We start from the raw sequence: 14,382 nt of genomic DNA, 5'->3' as shown, positions 1-14,382 counted from the left end.
ACATCACGATCACTCCGGCCACCCTCATGACCAGCCCGACGTCGTCGACGATCAGCAAGCGATCAGGACGCTCTCAGACTCGCTGACCACGCCGCGACATCACGGCCCGGAAGTCGGGTACGGTCGTTCGCGGCCATGATCCACCGAGAGTCCGAGGCCGGTCCACAATGTCCGATGTCGTTGTCCGCGAGGTTGATCCGTTTGGGAAAGCACTCTGCTCCGCGTTCGTCACCGCTCGCCGGAAGCGCAGGTTCGACGCCAGCGCGCTCGCGTAGGTCACACCGATCTCGCAGCCACCGAACGCCGTGGCTCGCAGCCACCGTCGTACCGCTCGGCGTCCTGGCCGCGGCGGCCACCACCACGGCCGGCGCCGGCCAGTCCGCGGCGCCGCTGGCGTCGTCGGTCGACCCGATCGCAACGCCGGCGCCCAACCCGCCACCCGCCGACGCGGCAGCATCACCGACGAAGGCGCAACCACCTGCACCGCCGGTCGCCCCCGCGCCACCGCCACCGCCCACCCCACCGGTCAGCGTCACCAGCGGTGCGGTGCCGGAAGTCAACTACGCAGCCTATCGTGATGCCGCGCAGGCGATGTCCCACACCGATCCCGGTTGCGGCATCGCCTGGTCGACGATCGCCGGGATCGGCCGGGTCGAATCCCACCATGCGAACAACGGCGACGTGAACCCGGCCACCGGAGACCTGCGAGCGCCGATCTACGGACCGACCCTCAACGGCACACTCGCGGGCAACGAGGTGATCACCGACACCGACGGCGGCGCGCTCGACGGCGACTCCCGCTACGACCGCGCCGTCGGCTCCATGCAATTCCTGCCGTCGACCTGGGAGATCTACGCTGCGGACGGCAACGGCGACGGGAAAGCGGACCCGCAGAACGTCTTCGACGCGGCCCTGACGACCGCCACCTACCTGTGCGACGATCATGGCGACTTACGCGATCCGCACACCCAGGTGAGCGCGATCCTGCGCTACAACAATTCGATGGACTACGTCGATGACGTGCTCGGCTACGCTCGTACCTACTGACGTCCAGCGATCAAGACTCACTCAGGAATGCCTGCAGTGCAGCCGAATACATCGGAACGTCGCCGGCACCCATCAGTTCGCGGGCACTGTGCATGGCCAGCTGCGGTGCGCCGACGTCGATGGTCGTCAATCCTGTTCGGGCGGCGGTGATCGGACCGATGGTCGAACCGCAGGGGAGGTCGGCGCGGTGGGTGTACCGCTGCATCGGCACACCGGCGGTGTCGCACGCCACGGCGAACAGCGCCTCCCCCAACGCATCCGAGGCATAGCGCAGGTTCTGATTGACCTTCAGGACGGGACCGCCGTTGACCGTGATCCGGTGTGCCGGCTCGTGCCGTTCGGGGTAGTTGGGATGGGTGGCGTGCGCCATGTCGCCGGATACGCACACGCTGCCGGCCATCGCCTGCAGATAGTCGGCGCGGGAGCCTCCCCGTGCCAACACGATTCGCTCGATGATGGTGGCCAGGAAGTCCGACGCGGCACCCCGTTCGGAGCCGCTGCCGACCTCCTCGTGGTCGAACAGCGCCAGCACCCGGGTCGGGATCGCGGGTGCACCGTCGAGCAGTGCACGCAGGCCCGCGTAGCAGGTGCCCTGATTATCCAGCCGCGGTGCGCTCAGCAGCTCCTCATCGGCGCCGATCAGCCGGCTCGGCGCCACGTCGTGGGTCATCAGTTCCCATCCGAGGACCGCGGCGGGATCGATCCCGGCGTAGCCGGCAGTCCATTCGAGTACGTCCGGCGCGTCGGCACTCAACGACCAGATGGCGTCGAGATGACGCTGGGGGTCCAGCGTCACACCCTTGCGGTCCTCGGACAGGTGGATCGCCAACTGCGGCACGCGGACCACGGGTTCGGTGACATGCACCAGCACGTGGTCGACGCGGTCGCCGGACCGGAACGCCAGCCGCCCCGACAAACCCAGGTCGCGGTCGAGCCACGAGTTGAGCCAGGCCCCGCCGTAGGGCTCGAGCGCCACCATGCCGATCCCCGCCGACGTGCGTCCGGGTTTCTGCTTGACCCGCAGGTTCGGGCTGTCGGTGTGGCCGCCGACGATGCGGAAGGTGTTGCCGTCTCCCGCATCCCAGGCGATGATCGATCCGCCCCGGATCACGTAGTTGCGTCCGCGCAGCGACACCCATTCCTGATCCTCGGCCAGCCGGGTGTATCCGGCCGCCTCCAGTTCGGCGGCGACACTCGCGCACACATGGAACGGCGACGGCGAGGCGTCGACGAACTCGCCGAGTCCGGTGGCGGTCGCGGTGGTCGTCATGGTCGTCACAACAGCTCTCCGATCATCTCCGATGTCATTGTGGTCGCGGCACCGGCCGGGTGGACGGTACGCGGAGACCACCCACCGCGGCCATGGTCACCAACACCGACAGCATCAGTACGAGTTCGCCGAGGTTGCCGACCAGGAGCACGACGCTGCCGATCGGCGCGGCGATCAGCATCACCAGCGCCCCGAGGAACAGCCAGGGGAACCCGGCGTAGCGAAACGCCATCGTGCCCAGGACGAGCAGCGCGAGCACCGTGATGATGGCGGGCAACGGCGGACCGTCGGCGCCGGCGTTGACATACCGTAGTGCGTCGCCGGCATCCTCGGGTTGCAGATCCAGCCGCACCACATCCTCGACGACACCGATGGCGATCAGCATGGCGACCAGCGCCCAGCCGCCAAGGGTGACATTGCGGCTACGTGCCTGGTCCACGCCGAGGCGGCCGACCAGGTTGCCCGCGACGATGATCAGCAACGGGACGACGATCGCGTGAATCCAGAAGCGCGGCATGTTGATTGCCGACAAGGTGTCGCCGTAGCCGATCAGCCGGCCCGCCGCGACCACGAAGCTGTCGTACGCGAGTCCCAGGCAGACCACCGCGAAGAGGATCGCCACGGCGCCCACCCGCGGTGTCAGACGCAGCGCGAGAGCCAGGACCACGAGCATGGCGACGCCGATCGCCGCCATGATCATCGACGTCATCGGATCAGGCCGCGGCCAGAACCGAATCTATGACGGAGTAGAACAAGCCCAGGCCGTCGTCGCTGGGACCGGTCAGCGGTTCGGTCGCGTGTTCGGGGTGCGGCATCAGGCCGACGATACGGCCGTCGGCACTGGAGATGCCGGCGATGTCGAGCGCCGACCCGTTCGGGTTGCCGCCGGCGTAGGTGAAGACAATCCGGCCCTCCCCCTCGAGTTCTTCGAGCTTCTCCTGCGGCGCGACATAGCGTCCCTCCCCGGATTTGAGCGGGATGAGGATGTCGGCACCGCGCTCGAAGCGCGTCGTCCACGCGGTGGTGTTCGACTGCACCGTGAGCCACTCGTCGCGGCAGATGAAATGCAGGCCCTCGTTGCGGGTCAGCGCGCCGGGCAGCAGCCCCGCCTCGCACAGCACCTGGAAGCCGTTGCAGATACCGAGCACCGGCATCCCCTTGGCCGCGGCGTCGACGACCGCGCCCATGGCCGGCGCGAATCGGGCGATGGCGCCGGCGCGCAGGTAGTCGCCGTAGGAGAAACCGCCGGGCACGATCACCGCATCGACGGATTTGAGGTCGGCGTCGCCGTGCCACAGCTCCACCGGCTCGGCACCGGCCAGTCGCGCCGCACGCACCGCATCGACGTCGTCGAGCGTGCCCGGGAAGGTGATGACCCCGATTCGAGCAGTCATCGTGGCCTACTCCGCGACCCGGGAGACATTGAAGTTCTCGATCACCGTGTTGGTGAGCAGTTCCTCGGCGATGCGTTCGAGAGTCACATCGTCGACATCCTCGTCGACCTCGATCTCGAAGCGCTTACCCTGCCGGACGTCGGCGATCCCGGAGAATCCCAAGCGCCCCAAGGCCCCCACGATGGCCTGGCCCTGCGGATCAAGGATCTCGGCCTTCGGCATCACATCGACCACCACTCGCGCCATGGGCAGTTGCTCCGTTCTCACAGGTGCGCAGTTCCGCGATCAGCTTACCGGTTGCCCCTCCCCGTTGAGTGGCCGCCGTTTCCCGTCGCCCAGTCGACGGGGTTGGTGGTGGTCAGAGAACGGATTCGATGGCCGACACCACGGTCGGATCGGTGGGCTCGGTGCGGGGGCGGAACCGGTTGACCACGACGCCCTCGGCATTCACCAGGAACTTCTCGAAGTTCCACTGGACCTCGCCGGCCTCGCCGTCGGCGTCGGCGGCCTTGGTCAGTTCCGAGTACAGCGGGTGCTGATCGTCGCCCTTGACGTCGGCCTTCGCCAGCAGCGGGAAGGTGACGCCGTACGTGGTGGAGCAGAACGTGGCGATCTCCTCGGCGCTGCCGGGCTCCTGGCCCATGAATTGGTTGCACGGCATGCCGACGACGGTCAGTCCTCGGTCACCGTAGGTCTTGGCTATCTCTTCCAGCCCGGTGTACTGCGGTGTCAGCCCACACTTGCTGGCGACGTTGACCACCAGCAGCGGACCGCCGAAATCGGCGAGGTTCAGTGCGCTACCGTCGAGCGCCTTGACGGGGATGTCCTTGACGTTGCTCATGGCTCCCGACGGTAGTCGCTGGGTAGCCGTCCGCCGCGGCAATCGTGACGTCCGCCACCCTCCGCGCCGGTCTATGGCTGATGTCACGATTAATTGCGTTTGGTAAATAGTTGCGCTGGCGTTAGCTTTATCTGGTGCTCCCGAACACCACGTCGGACGACGACCCGTCGCCGCACACGCGCCCGGTCGACGCCGCAGCCGAGGCGTTGATCGAGTTCCTCGATCGACTGTCATGTGTGGCCAAGGCCCAGACAATGGATTCGCTGGCCGCGGCCGATCTGACGTTCTCGCAGATGCGGGTGCTGTTCACACTCGGCGCACATGGCGACGGCGCCGAATCGATGTCGTTGAACGAGATCGCCGACCACATCAACCTCTCTCTCGCGGCGGCCGGCCGCACCGTCGACAAGCTTGTCGGTGCGGGCCTCGTCGACCGCCGCGAAGATGCGGCCGATCGCCGCGTCAAGCGGGTTTCCCTCACCGCTGAGGGCAATGACGTGATCACCTCCCACGTGGACATCCACCGAGAGCTCCTGCGCACCTTTGTGGCCGGGCTCCCGGAACCTCTGCAGGTCGATCTCGGTGCCGCCCTGTCGGCCATCGTCGACAACGAGGTGGACTACTTCGTCGGACCCCACGGCGACCGAGCCCCCGATTCGGCTGCTCGCCCGCCCCAGGACAACTCACAGAAAGTCATCTCATGACCTCCTCTTCGACCCCGGCGCACGCGCATGCGGGCCCGCCGGACACCAAGCTGGACCGGCATGTCCTGATGGTTGCCGGTGTGGTCGTGCTCGGCGCGATCATGTCGATCCTCGACGTCACCGTGGTGGCGGTCGCACAGAACACCTTCCAACAGGAATTCAACACCGACGCCGCGGGCGCCGCCTGGACCGCCACCGGCTACACGTTGGCGCTTGCCGCGGTCATCCCGCTGTCGAGTTGGGCGGCTTCCCGATTTGGCACCAAGAAGGTCTATCTCACCTCGCTGGTCCTGTTCATCCTCGGCTCGGTGCTGTGCGCGCTGGCCTGGAACATCGGCTCGCTCGTGGCATTCCGCGTCATCCAGGGCCTCGGCGGCGGCATGCTGATGCCCATCGGCATGATGATCCTCACCAAGGCCGCCGGTCCCGAGCGGGTCGGCTCGGTGATGGCGGTGCTGGGTATTCCGATGCTGCTCGGCCCCATCGGCGGCCCGATCCTCGGCGGTCTGCTCATCGAGAAGGCGAGCTGGCACTGGGTGTTCCTGATCAACGTGCCAATCGGCATCGTGGCGCTGATCTATTCGTGGTTCGTGCTGCGTGACGACGAAGAGACGTCCCGGCCGAAGATTGACGTCCTCGGATTGTTGCTCCTCTCACCGGGTCTCGCCCTGTTCTTGTTCGGCATCTCGTCGAGCGCCGAGCACCGGACCTTCATGACCGGCAGTGTGCTGATCCCGGCGATCGTCGGCGCGATCCTCATCGTCGGCTTCGTCTGGCACGCCCTGCACACCGACAAACCACTGCTGGACCTACGCCTGTTCCGCAACCGCACGCTGTCCGTCGCGGTCGTCACGATGACGTTGTTCATGATCGCCTTCTTCGGTGCGGCACTGCTGTTCCCGCAGTACTTCATCGGCGTCCGCGGTGAGTCGACGCTGACTGCCGGACTGCTGTTGGCGCCGCAGGGCCTCGGCGCGATGCTCACCATGCCGATCGCGGGCCGGATGACCGACAAGATCGGCCCGGGCAAGTTCGTACTGGCCGGCATCCTGTTGCTGCTGGCGGGCATGAGTGTGTTCGTCTTCGTCGGCGCGGAAACGTCGTATCTGCTGCTGTGCGGCGCCCTGTTCGTCCAGGGTCTGGGTATGGGCATGACGATGATGCCGATCATGTCGGCCGCGTTGGCGACGCTGAACAACGCGCAGGTTCCCGACGGCTCGACGCTGATGAACGTTGTGCAGCAGAGTTCGTCGTCGATCGGTTCTGCGGTCATCTCGGTGGTCCTGGCCAGCGGCTTGGCCGGCAGCATGCAGGCCGGCCTCGCGATCACCTCGAACACGGCACCGCAGAGTCTGCCGCCGGAGTTGCAGGGTGCGCCGGTGCCGACGTCGTTCTTCGAGTCCGCAGCCGATGTGTTCGGGTCCACCTTCCTGGTGTCGGTCGTACTTATCGCGCTGACCTTCATCCCGGCGTTGTTCCTGCCGCGTAAGAAGATCGCGTCGCCGCTGATCGAAGAGGACATGGACAAGCCCTCCCCGATCATCATGCACTGAGCCGCGCCCCGCGCTCGTCTCCCAGCGCAAACTCACGTCCCCAGCGCCACCAGCACGGCGGCCGACAGAACCCAAAAAATCACCGAGAGAACCCACCCGCGCCGCCAAGCGGGGACCGTCATCAGAGACGGTGGGTTCTCTCGGTGATTTTTTGGGTTCTGTCGGCGTGAAACCGGGTTCTGTCGGCGCGAAAGGAGATGCCGTCGAGACGAAACCGGGTTCTGTCGGCGCGGAAAGGGGTCTCGATACGCCGCTCGCCCGGCTCGCGACTACTCAGGCGGCGGGGGGCTCACCGCACCCGTCTGCTGCAGAATCCAGGCCAGCTCGAAAGCCACTTCCTCCCACTGCTTGTAGCGTCCGCTGACGCCGCCGTGGCCGGCCGACATCTCGGTCTTCAGCAGGATCGGGTTGTCCGACGTGCTCAACTCTTGCAGTCGTGCAACCCATTTCGCGGCCTCGGTGAACAACACCCGGGTGTCGTTGAGCGAGGTGAGCGCGAGGATCGGCGGGTAGGGCTTGGCCTCGACGTTCTCGTACGGCGAGTAGGAACGCATGTAGGCGTACACATCCGGGTCGTGCAGCGGATTGCCCCACTCGTCCCATTCGATGACCGTCAGCGGCAGCGACGGGTCCAGGATCGAGGTGAGTGCGTCGACGAAGGGCACCGACGCGAGAACGCCGTTGAACAGTTCGGGCGCGAGGTTGGCGACCGCGCCCATCAGCAGGCCACCGGCCGAGCCGCCCTCGGCCACCATCTGTTGCGGCGTCGTCCACTGTGCGTCGACGAGATGGCGTGCCGCGTCGACGAAGTCGGTGAAGGTGTTCTTCTTGGTCAGCGTCTTGCCGTTGTCGTACCAGTAACGGCCCATCTCACCGCCGCCGCGGATGTGGGCGAGGACGAAGACCACCCCACGATCGAGCAACGACAGCCGCGACACCGAGAACGACGGGTCGATACTCGTCTCGTAGGAGCCGTATCCGTACAGCAGCAGCGGGGCGGGCCGAGTCTCGTCGACGCCCTTGCGGCGCACGATCGACAACGGAATCCTCGTCCCGTCGACCGCGGTCGCCCACTCCCGGGTCTGCACATAGTCGGTGGCGTCGTAGCCGCCGAGTACGGGTTGCCGCTTGAGCAGGGTCAGGTCACCGGTGGCCACGTCGAGGTCGAGCACCTCGGTGGGATCGACGAAACTGCCGTATCCGATGCGCAGTTTCGGTGTCGCCCATTCCGGATTGGCGGCCAGCCCGGCGGAGCACAGCTCCTCACGGAACTCGACCTCGTGGAAATCAGCGGGAGCCGGCACACCGTCGACGCCGCGGAGGTCGGCGATGGCCAGCTTCGGCAGCGCCGCACGCCGATACGACAGCACGAGGTAATCCCGGAAGGCATCCAGATCCTCGATCCGACGTTCCGGATCGTGCGCGATCAGCTCTCGCCGATTCGTCGGGTCGTCGACCGGCGCGATGTCGATGGCGAAGTTCTCGGCCTTGACGCCGTCGCGCACGTCGTTGTGCACGATGACGAACTGGTCGGTCCCACCGATCACGGCGTGTTCGACGCTGTACTCGACGCCGTCCACTCGCGGTGCGACGCTCCGGAACTCGCCGGTCGGGTCGTCGGCAGCGAGCACATACACCTCGGTGGTGATCTTGGAGCCCACCCCGATCATCAGGTATTTGTCGCTGCGGGTGGATCCCATGCCGACCCAGAACCGCTCGTCCGGCTCGTGGAACACCCGGACATCGTCACGGCCGGCGCCGATGTCGTGGCGCCACACCGTGTCGGGCCGCCAGGCGTCGTCGACGGTCTGATAGAACACATGCTTGGCGTCGGCCGACCACACGGCGCCGCCCGCGGTATTGGCGATGACGTCATCGAGCAGTTCGCCGTTGCGAAGATCCTTGAACCGCAGCGTATATCGCTCGTCGCCGATGACATCCGTGCTGTAGGCGAGCCAGTTGCCGTCGTCGCTGACCGTCAGCCCACCGAGGCTGAAGAAGTCGTGCCCCTCGGCTTCGACGTTGGCGTCGAGCAGGATCTCCTCACCGGTCAGCGGCTCGTCGGCGGTCACCTCCGGTGGCGTCCAGTCGTCGTCATCGGCGATCGGGCAACGGCATCGGATCGCGTACTGTTTGCCCTCCTCGGTGCGGGCGTAGTACCAGTAGCGACCGCGGCGACTCGGGACCGACATGTCGGTCTCCTGCGTGCGGCTCTTGATCTCGCCGAAGATGTCCTTGCGCAGGCCATCCAACTGCGCGGTGTGCGTCTCGGTGAAGGCGTTCTGCCCCTCGAGGTAGGCGATGACCTCGGGGTCGTTCTTGTCGCGCAGCCACTCGTAATGATCGACGAAGGTGTCGCCATGGTGGGTGCGTTCGCTGGGAACCTTCTTGGCAACCGGCGCGGTCACGTCGGTGGTCACATCCATCTCCTACTCGTGGTCCGGCCAGTCGGCGAAGGATCTCTGCGAGATCCATTCGTAGGCCTCGATATAGCGTTCGCGGGTGCGCGCCACCACGTCCTCAGGCAATGGCGGAGGTGGCTGGTCGGCAGCTCTGTCCCAGCCGGAGTCGGGTCCGGTGAGCCAGTTGCGCACGATCTGTTTGTCGAAACTCGGTTGCACCCGCCCGGGCTGATAGCCGGCCGCCTCCCAATAGCGCGATGAATCCGGCGTGAGCACCTCGTCGGCCAGTACGAGCTCGCCATCGGGACCGAGTCCGAACTCGAATTTGGTGTCGGCCAGAATGATCCCGCGGTCGGCCGCGAGCTCTGCACCCCGACGGTAGATGTCGAGGGTGGCGGTCCGCAGGCGTTGCGCCAGTTCGGCCCCTTCCTGTTCGACGACCCGCTCGAAACTGATGTTCTCGTCGTGATCGCCCTGTGCCGCCTTGGTGGCCGGCGTGAAGATGGGTTCGGGCAGCCGGCTCGCCTCATCGAGACCGTCCGGGAGCTCGACACCGCAGACCGCACCACTGGCGCGATAGTCGAGCAGCCCCGATCCCGTGAGGTAGCCGCGCGCGACGCACTCCACCTCGACCATCGGAAGTCGGCGGACCACCATCGACCGTCCCAGCGCCGCGGCGGGTATCCGCTCGTCGGTGGGCCCGCCGGCGAGGTGGTTGGGAACCCCGAGCACCTCGAACCAGTAGAAGCTCATCGCGGTGAGGATGCGGCCCTTGTCCGGGATGGCGGGGCTGAGGATGTGGTCGTAGGCCGAGATGCGGTCGGATGCGACCAGCAGGAGGGTGTCGGCGTCGATCTCGTAGATCTCGCGCACCTTGCCCGATGCGAGGTGCGGGTACGACTGCAGTTCAGGACGCATGGGTTCGACCCTAGGACATCCCCGACACGCTGCGACCCCCGGCAGCGCACAAGGGCTGCTGTGCCACCAGCGGGAGACTCCGTGAACTCTCAGTTTCCGTTGGTAGCGTCCGCGTCGATCGAGATCCGACACCAGATCAGGGATGTGACGTGGGACAACGACGACGGCTTCTTTCGCGACCCAGAGGTGTGCCCAGTGCGGCCACAGTGCGGCGGCTGTTCGGCAGCACGCCGCTGGTCGTCATCGTCACCGCGGTCGGGGTCCTGGCCGGTAGTGCCACTTTTCTCGTCGCGCCGGCCGATCACATCGAGCCCGCTGCCGACCCATCGCCGCAGCAGGTCGACTCGGCGAAGCAATCGGTGGATTCGGCGAAGATGATGTTCGGTCTCATGTCCGCCGGCCTCGGCAGCGCCACCGGCAGCATCACGTCGGTGACCGAGAGCGCCGCGCAGGTCTTCGACGCCGTCGACACCGCCCGTCAGGCATCGACCGAGATCGTCTCCGGGCTGGAGTCCGCGCCGAGCACCTCGTCGGCTGCCGACGACGTGGAGCAATTGACCACCGCGGTGTCGGCCGGCATCGACGACGTACGATCGCTGTCCCGGTCCGCCGAGCAGATGGACGAACTGGTGACCCCACTGGTCGGCTTCGTGCAGGAGAACCAGGTCCCGGGCGGCGATGATGTGCTCGCGCAGTTGACGGCACTGCAGTCGGCGAGCCGGGAGATCTCCGCACAAACAGCCCAGTTGGACTCGCTGCAGACGCAGCTCGACGCGATCACGTCGGCGGTCGGCGAGTCGACGGCACAACTCGATCAGGGCATCGGGCAGGCGCAGAGCGCCGCTCGGCAGCTCGATGCCGGGCTCACGACGTTGTCGTCGGCACGCGAGGACACGGTCGCGGCCGCCGAGAAGGTCTCTGACGGTGTCGGACAGCTCAACGGTGTGCTCGGCACGATCAACAACAGCCTCGACTCCGCGAGCACCAACCTGACGCCGCAGGGCCAGACATCCACTCCCGCCGTGACCGTCGACAACTCCGAACGCACCGCCCTGGCGTTGCTCGTCGGCGCGTTGTGCGCATTGGCGACGTTGGCGATCATGGTCGGCATGAATCATCGACCTCGGCGACTGCGCGCCCGGTTGGGCGCGGGCCGGCATGCGAACGGGACATCTGTCGTGGCGGGCGAGCCCGCGTGACCGGCCCGCAGATCACCATCACCTACTGCACGCAGTGCAACTGGCTGCTGCGAGCATCGTGGATGGCCGGCGAACTGCTGAACACCTTCGGCACCGACCTGGGATCGGTGACCCTGGTGCCCGGCACCGGAGGCGTGTTCCACATCGACGTCGACGGTGAACAGGTGTGGGAGCGCAAACGCGACGGCGGCTTCCCCGACGTCGTGACGCTCAAGAAGCTGGTGCGCGACGTCGCGCTGCCGGATTGGAACCTTGGGCACGCGGATCGGGGGGCGGACCCTTCGTGACGGCCCTCCGCATGCTCCGGACCTCCTCCGGGAGCAGATTGGCGAGAAGCTACAGAATCGGCGCGGGCGTGTAGGCAGCTGCATCCGGGTATTGGGCGACGATCTTCTCCGCGGCGGCGACCACGTCGACCACCTGCTGTTCGGCGGCACCCACGAACGCCGTCTTGTCGGCGAGCAACTCCTCGAGCTGCGGTCGGTCGAGCGGGATACGGTCGTCGGCGGCCAGGCGATCGAGCAGGTCGGGCTCGCGGCCTTCCTCGCGCATCGCCAACGCGACGGCGACCGCGTTCTCCTTGATCGCCTCGTGCGCGGTCTCGCGCCCGACGCCGGCGCGCACCGACGCCATCAGCACCTTGGTGGTGGCCAGGAACGGCAGGTAACGGTCCAGTTCGTTGGCGATCACCGCCGGATAGGCACCGAATTCGGCGAGCACGGTGAGGAAGGTCTCCATCAGTCCGTCGATGGCGAAGAACGCATCCGGCAACGCCACCCGGCGCACCACCGAACAGAACACATCCCCTTCGTTCCACTGGGCCCCGGCCAACTCGGCGGCCATGGAGCCATAGCCCCGCAGCACCACCTGCAGGCCGTTGACCCGCTCGCAGCTACGAGTGTTCATCTTGTGCGGCATGGCCGAACTACCGACCTGGCCGGGCTGGAATCCCTCGGTCACCAGTTCGTGGCCGGCCATCAGCCGGATGGTGTGGGCCAGCGACGACGGTCCGGCCGCGAGCTGCACGAGCGCGGACACCACGTCGTGGTCCAGGGAACGCGGATAGATCTGACCCACCGACGTCAGCGAACGCGAGAAGCCGAGGTGATCGGCCACCCGGGCCTCGAGATCGGCCAGCTTGACCGCGTCGCCGCCCAGGAGGTCGAGCATGTCCTGCGAGGTACCCATCGGACCCTTGACGCCCCGCAAGGGGTAGCGGTCGATCAGCTCCCGCACCCGGGTCAGCGCGATCATCATTTCATCGGCGGCACTGGCGAACCGTTTGCCCAGCGTGGTGGCCTGGGCGGCGACGTTGTGGCTGCGGCCGGCCATCACCACCGAGGAGTACTGCGCGGCGCGGTCGACGACCCGCGCGAGGACCGCCACACCGTGGGCGTGCACATGTTCCAGCGACCGCAGGATCTGCAGTTGTTCGACGTTCTCGGTGAGGTCGCGGCTGGTCATCCCCTTGTGGATCTGCTCATGGCCGGCCAGCGCATTGAATTCCTCGATCCGCGCCTTCACGTCGTGGCGGGTGATCCGCTCCCGCTCCGCAATCGAGTCGAGGTCGATGTGATCGACGACCTTCTCGTAGTCGGCGATCGCGGTGTCGGGCACATCGATGCCCAGATCACGCTGAGCCTTGAGCACCGCGATCCACAGCTGGCGCTCGAGCGCGATCTTGTGGCGGGGCGACCAGATCTCGGCAAGCTCGGCAGAGGCGTAGCGACCGGCCAGGACGTTGGAGATGGAGGGCTTCGACACGCATACAGTGTAGTCGCGGCGCGTCCGCACCTTCCGAACGCGTCACTGCCCGGTCAGAGGGCGAAGCAGGCCCACCCCGAGCCGTAGCCCTGGTGCACCCGAAGCGCCGTACTGGGCCCGGTCACCCCGTTCTGCGTCGCGTACAGCTCGGTGGTGGCCACCCGACGCGGCACCCAGCTGATCGTCGCGATGGCCCCGTAGGCCTGCGCTGCCCCCAGGAATCGGGCGGGCGCACCCTGCGGCTTCTCCCAGAACTCGACGGTGCCCACCGAGTTGACGTCCACCGTCAGGTCATAGCGGCACCCGGTGCCGTAGACCACCGACGAGAACGGCACGCCGGCATCGACCTTGCCCACCGGGGCTGCCGCGGCCTCCCCGGGCGAGACCGCCATCGCTGATGCCGCCGCCACTGCCGCGAGCCCGGCCATCAGGAGCCGGCCTCGTCCGGCCAGCCGTCTGCGTGAACGCATCCTCTGCTCCCCTCCCTCGACTCGGTGCACGCGTCACTCACGCGGCGCAAGCACCTCGATCACCTCGTACAACGCCTGGCGCGTCGCCATGTAGGCGCTGGTCTCCCGACGACCCAACGCACCGACGACGGCCCCGTCCTCCACCGCGATCAATTGCTGCACGTGCGCGGATTCGGCGACCCGGAACGACTTCTGCAACACGTCGGAATGCATCTCCGCCAATAAGTTCCGGCGGTCGGCGACCACATCGTGCAAACGCGGATAGCGCGCGGACAACGCAATCGTCTCGTAGCGGGCCGCCAATGTCTCGATGGTGGTCTCGGGGCCCACGAAGACCTCGGCGAGCGCATCGGCAGTGGCATGCCCGCCGCGACGTCGACGGGAGATGGCATCGCGGCGGGCCGCAATGCATTTCTCCTCGCGATGGCACACTTCGGCGGCCGCCTCGGCCATCAGATCCTCGAGGGATCCGAAGTAGTACGTGGTCGACGCGAGCGGCAGTTGCGCCCGCTCGGCGACCGCCCGGTGACGTACCGCGTCGAACCCGCCTTCGAGCAGCAATTCGCCGGCGGCCTCGATCAATCGGGACCGACGTCGCAGCCCCTTCGGGGTTGCCGCCGAAGTCATGAAAACATGCTGCCAAAGGGTTGGCTGCCGGGTGTTGCTTTGGCAAAAGCCGCTTCGGGATCGGCGAATTTGGTCCGTCCCCTGCGCCGCTCGGCACGCCCGCACACACGCCGCCATCACCCCTTGCGCACCTGGCCGCCGGGTATGCCCACAGTGTGGGGATCGCGGGGTCGACCGAACAACCGACCCCTTG

Annotated in this window: 15 protein-coding genes; 5 read left to right on the top strand and 10 right to left on the bottom strand. The window is 66.9% G+C overall.

The annotated features are described in order from the left end of the window. Nucleotides 1-201 precede the first annotated feature (201 nt). A complete protein-coding gene (locus tag NWF22_RS14310) occupies nucleotides 202-1,047 on the top strand; it encodes a lytic transglycosylase domain-containing protein (RefSeq protein WP_373691903.1) in 846 nt (281 codons plus the stop codon). 10 nt (nucleotides 1,048-1,057) lie between these two features. Here the strand turns inward: NWF22_RS14310 and NWF22_RS14305 are convergent, their stop codons facing one another. The 5 genes from NWF22_RS14305 to NWF22_RS14285 form a co-directional block, all read right to left on the bottom strand. Beyond that, the gene (locus NWF22_RS14305) at nucleotides 1,058-2,317 is read right to left on the bottom strand and encodes a M18 family aminopeptidase (protein WP_160904175.1); all 1,260 of its coding nucleotides are present in this window, start codon (nucleotides 2,315-2,317) and stop codon (nucleotides 1,058-1,060) included. Nucleotides 2,318-2,351: 34 nt separating this feature from the next. After that, the gene (locus NWF22_RS14300) at nucleotides 2,352-3,026 is read right to left on the bottom strand and encodes a hypothetical protein (protein WP_160904174.1); all 675 of its coding nucleotides are present in this window, start codon (nucleotides 3,024-3,026) and stop codon (nucleotides 2,352-2,354) included. Between the two features lie 4 nt (nucleotides 3,027-3,030). Further along, complete coding sequence (purQ, locus tag NWF22_RS14295) at nucleotides 3,031-3,711, bottom strand: phosphoribosylformylglycinamidine synthase subunit PurQ (protein WP_160904173.1); 681 nt, start codon at nucleotides 3,709-3,711, stop codon at nucleotides 3,031-3,033. 6 nt (nucleotides 3,712-3,717) lie between these two features. Then, the gene (gene purS, locus NWF22_RS14290) at nucleotides 3,718-3,957 is read right to left on the bottom strand and encodes a phosphoribosylformylglycinamidine synthase subunit PurS (RefSeq protein ID WP_160904172.1); all 240 of its coding nucleotides are present in this window, start codon (nucleotides 3,955-3,957) and stop codon (nucleotides 3,718-3,720) included. Nucleotides 3,958-4,069: 112 nt separating this feature from the next. Further along, entirely contained in the window at nucleotides 4,070-4,552 is a 483-nt protein-coding gene (locus NWF22_RS14285; protein ID WP_160904171.1) for a glutathione peroxidase, read from the bottom strand. A 134-nt stretch (nucleotides 4,553-4,686) separates the two neighbouring features. On the opposite strand from NWF22_RS14285, the gene NWF22_RS14280 reads away from it, so the two are divergent. Then, entirely contained in the window at nucleotides 4,687-5,256 is a 570-nt protein-coding gene (locus tag NWF22_RS14280) for a MarR family winged helix-turn-helix transcriptional regulator (RefSeq protein WP_258321148.1), read from the top strand. After that, nucleotides 5,253-6,809, top strand: a complete 1,557-nt coding sequence (locus NWF22_RS14275) for a DHA2 family efflux MFS transporter permease subunit (RefSeq protein ID WP_160904170.1) — start codon at nucleotides 5,253-5,255, stop codon at nucleotides 6,807-6,809. Before NWF22_RS14280 ends, NWF22_RS14275 begins: the two co-directional genes overlap by 4 nt. 269 nt (nucleotides 6,810-7,078) lie before the next feature. On the opposite strand, the gene NWF22_RS14270 is transcribed toward NWF22_RS14275, so the two are convergent. Both NWF22_RS14270 and NWF22_RS14265 read right to left on the bottom strand, forming a co-directional pair. Then, nucleotides 7,079-9,235: a S9 family peptidase gene (locus NWF22_RS14270; RefSeq protein WP_160904169.1), complete on the bottom strand. Its 2,157-nt coding sequence runs from the start codon at nucleotides 9,233-9,235 to the stop codon at nucleotides 7,079-7,081. A 3-nt stretch (nucleotides 9,236-9,238) separates the two neighbouring features. Continuing rightward, nucleotides 9,239-10,129, bottom strand: coding sequence for a phosphoribosylaminoimidazolesuccinocarboxamide synthase (locus NWF22_RS14265; RefSeq protein ID WP_160904168.1), 891 nt, complete (start codon nucleotides 10,127-10,129; stop codon nucleotides 9,239-9,241). 188 nt (nucleotides 10,130-10,317) lie between these two features. Between NWF22_RS14265 and NWF22_RS14260 the strand changes: the two genes are divergently transcribed. Both NWF22_RS14260 and NWF22_RS14255 read left to right on the top strand, forming a co-directional pair. Next, nucleotides 10,318-11,328 carry a hypothetical protein gene (locus NWF22_RS14260; protein ID WP_160904167.1) on the top strand — a complete coding sequence of 337 codons (1,011 nt, stop codon included), beginning with the start codon at nucleotides 10,318-10,320 and terminating at the stop codon, nucleotides 11,326-11,328. Then, a complete protein-coding gene (locus tag NWF22_RS14255; RefSeq protein ID WP_160904166.1) occupies nucleotides 11,325-11,615 on the top strand; it encodes an Rdx family protein in 291 nt (96 codons plus the stop codon). The genes NWF22_RS14260 and NWF22_RS14255 overlap by 4 nt, the downstream gene beginning before the upstream one ends. Before the next feature lie 49 nt (nucleotides 11,616-11,664). Here NWF22_RS14255 and purB read toward each other — a convergent pair whose 3' ends face one another. Genes purB through NWF22_RS14240 form a run of 3 tightly spaced genes read right to left on the bottom strand, consistent with a single transcriptional unit; the run spans nucleotide 11,665 to nucleotide 14,189 of the window. Then, on the bottom strand, nucleotides 11,665-13,092 hold the full coding sequence (gene purB, locus NWF22_RS14250; RefSeq protein ID WP_160904165.1) for an adenylosuccinate lyase: 1,428 nt from the start codon (nucleotides 13,090-13,092) through the stop codon (nucleotides 11,665-11,667). Nucleotides 13,093-13,145: 53 nt separating this feature from the next. Further along, nucleotides 13,146-13,562, bottom strand: a complete 417-nt coding sequence (locus NWF22_RS14245; RefSeq protein WP_233751940.1) for a hypothetical protein — start codon at nucleotides 13,560-13,562, stop codon at nucleotides 13,146-13,148. 33 nt (nucleotides 13,563-13,595) lie between these two features. After that, on the bottom strand, nucleotides 13,596-14,189 hold the full coding sequence (locus NWF22_RS14240) for a TetR/AcrR family transcriptional regulator (RefSeq protein ID WP_160904164.1): 594 nt from the start codon (nucleotides 14,187-14,189) through the stop codon (nucleotides 13,596-13,598). Between the last annotated feature and the right edge of the window lie 193 nt (nucleotides 14,190-14,382).

Source organism: Gordonia mangrovi, assembly GCF_024734075.1.
Lineage (GTDB): Bacteria > Actinomycetota > Actinomycetes > Mycobacteriales > Mycobacteriaceae > Gordonia > Gordonia mangrovi.
Note: the sequence above shows the minus strand (reverse complement) of the source record. Positions and strands in the feature narration are given on the sequence as shown.

Excerpts from the sequence above, each read along its gene's own strand:
- NWF22_RS14305 (WP_160904175.1), bottom strand. The coding sequence starts at position 2,317 with ATGACGACCACCGCGACCGCCACCGGACTCGGCGAGTTCGTCGACGCC.
- NWF22_RS14300 (WP_160904174.1), bottom strand. The coding sequence starts at position 3,026 with ATGACGTCGATGATCATGGCGGCGATCGGCGTCGCCATGCTCGTGGTC.
- purQ (WP_160904173.1), bottom strand. The coding sequence starts at position 3,711 with ATGACTGCTCGAATCGGGGTCATCACCTTCCCGGGCACGCTCGACGAC.
- purS (WP_160904172.1), bottom strand. The coding sequence starts at position 3,957 with ATGGCGCGAGTGGTGGTCGATGTGATGCCGAAGGCCGAGATCCTTGAT.
- NWF22_RS14285 (WP_160904171.1), bottom strand. The coding sequence starts at position 4,552 with ATGAGCAACGTCAAGGACATCCCCGTCAAGGCGCTCGACGGTAGCGCA.
- NWF22_RS14275 (WP_160904170.1), top strand. The coding sequence starts at position 5,253 with ATGACCTCCTCTTCGACCCCGGCGCACGCGCATGCGGGCCCGCCGGAC.
- NWF22_RS14270 (WP_160904169.1), bottom strand. The coding sequence starts at position 9,235 with ATGGATGTGACCACCGACGTGACCGCGCCGGTTGCCAAGAAGGTTCCC.
- NWF22_RS14265 (WP_160904168.1), bottom strand. The coding sequence starts at position 10,129 with ATGCGTCCTGAACTGCAGTCGTACCCGCACCTCGCATCGGGCAAGGTG.
- NWF22_RS14245 (WP_233751940.1), bottom strand. The coding sequence starts at position 13,562 with ATGCGTTCACGCAGACGGCTGGCCGGACGAGGCCGGCTCCTGATGGCC.
- NWF22_RS14240 (WP_160904164.1), bottom strand. The coding sequence starts at position 14,189 with ATGACTTCGGCGGCAACCCCGAAGGGGCTGCGACGTCGGTCCCGATTG.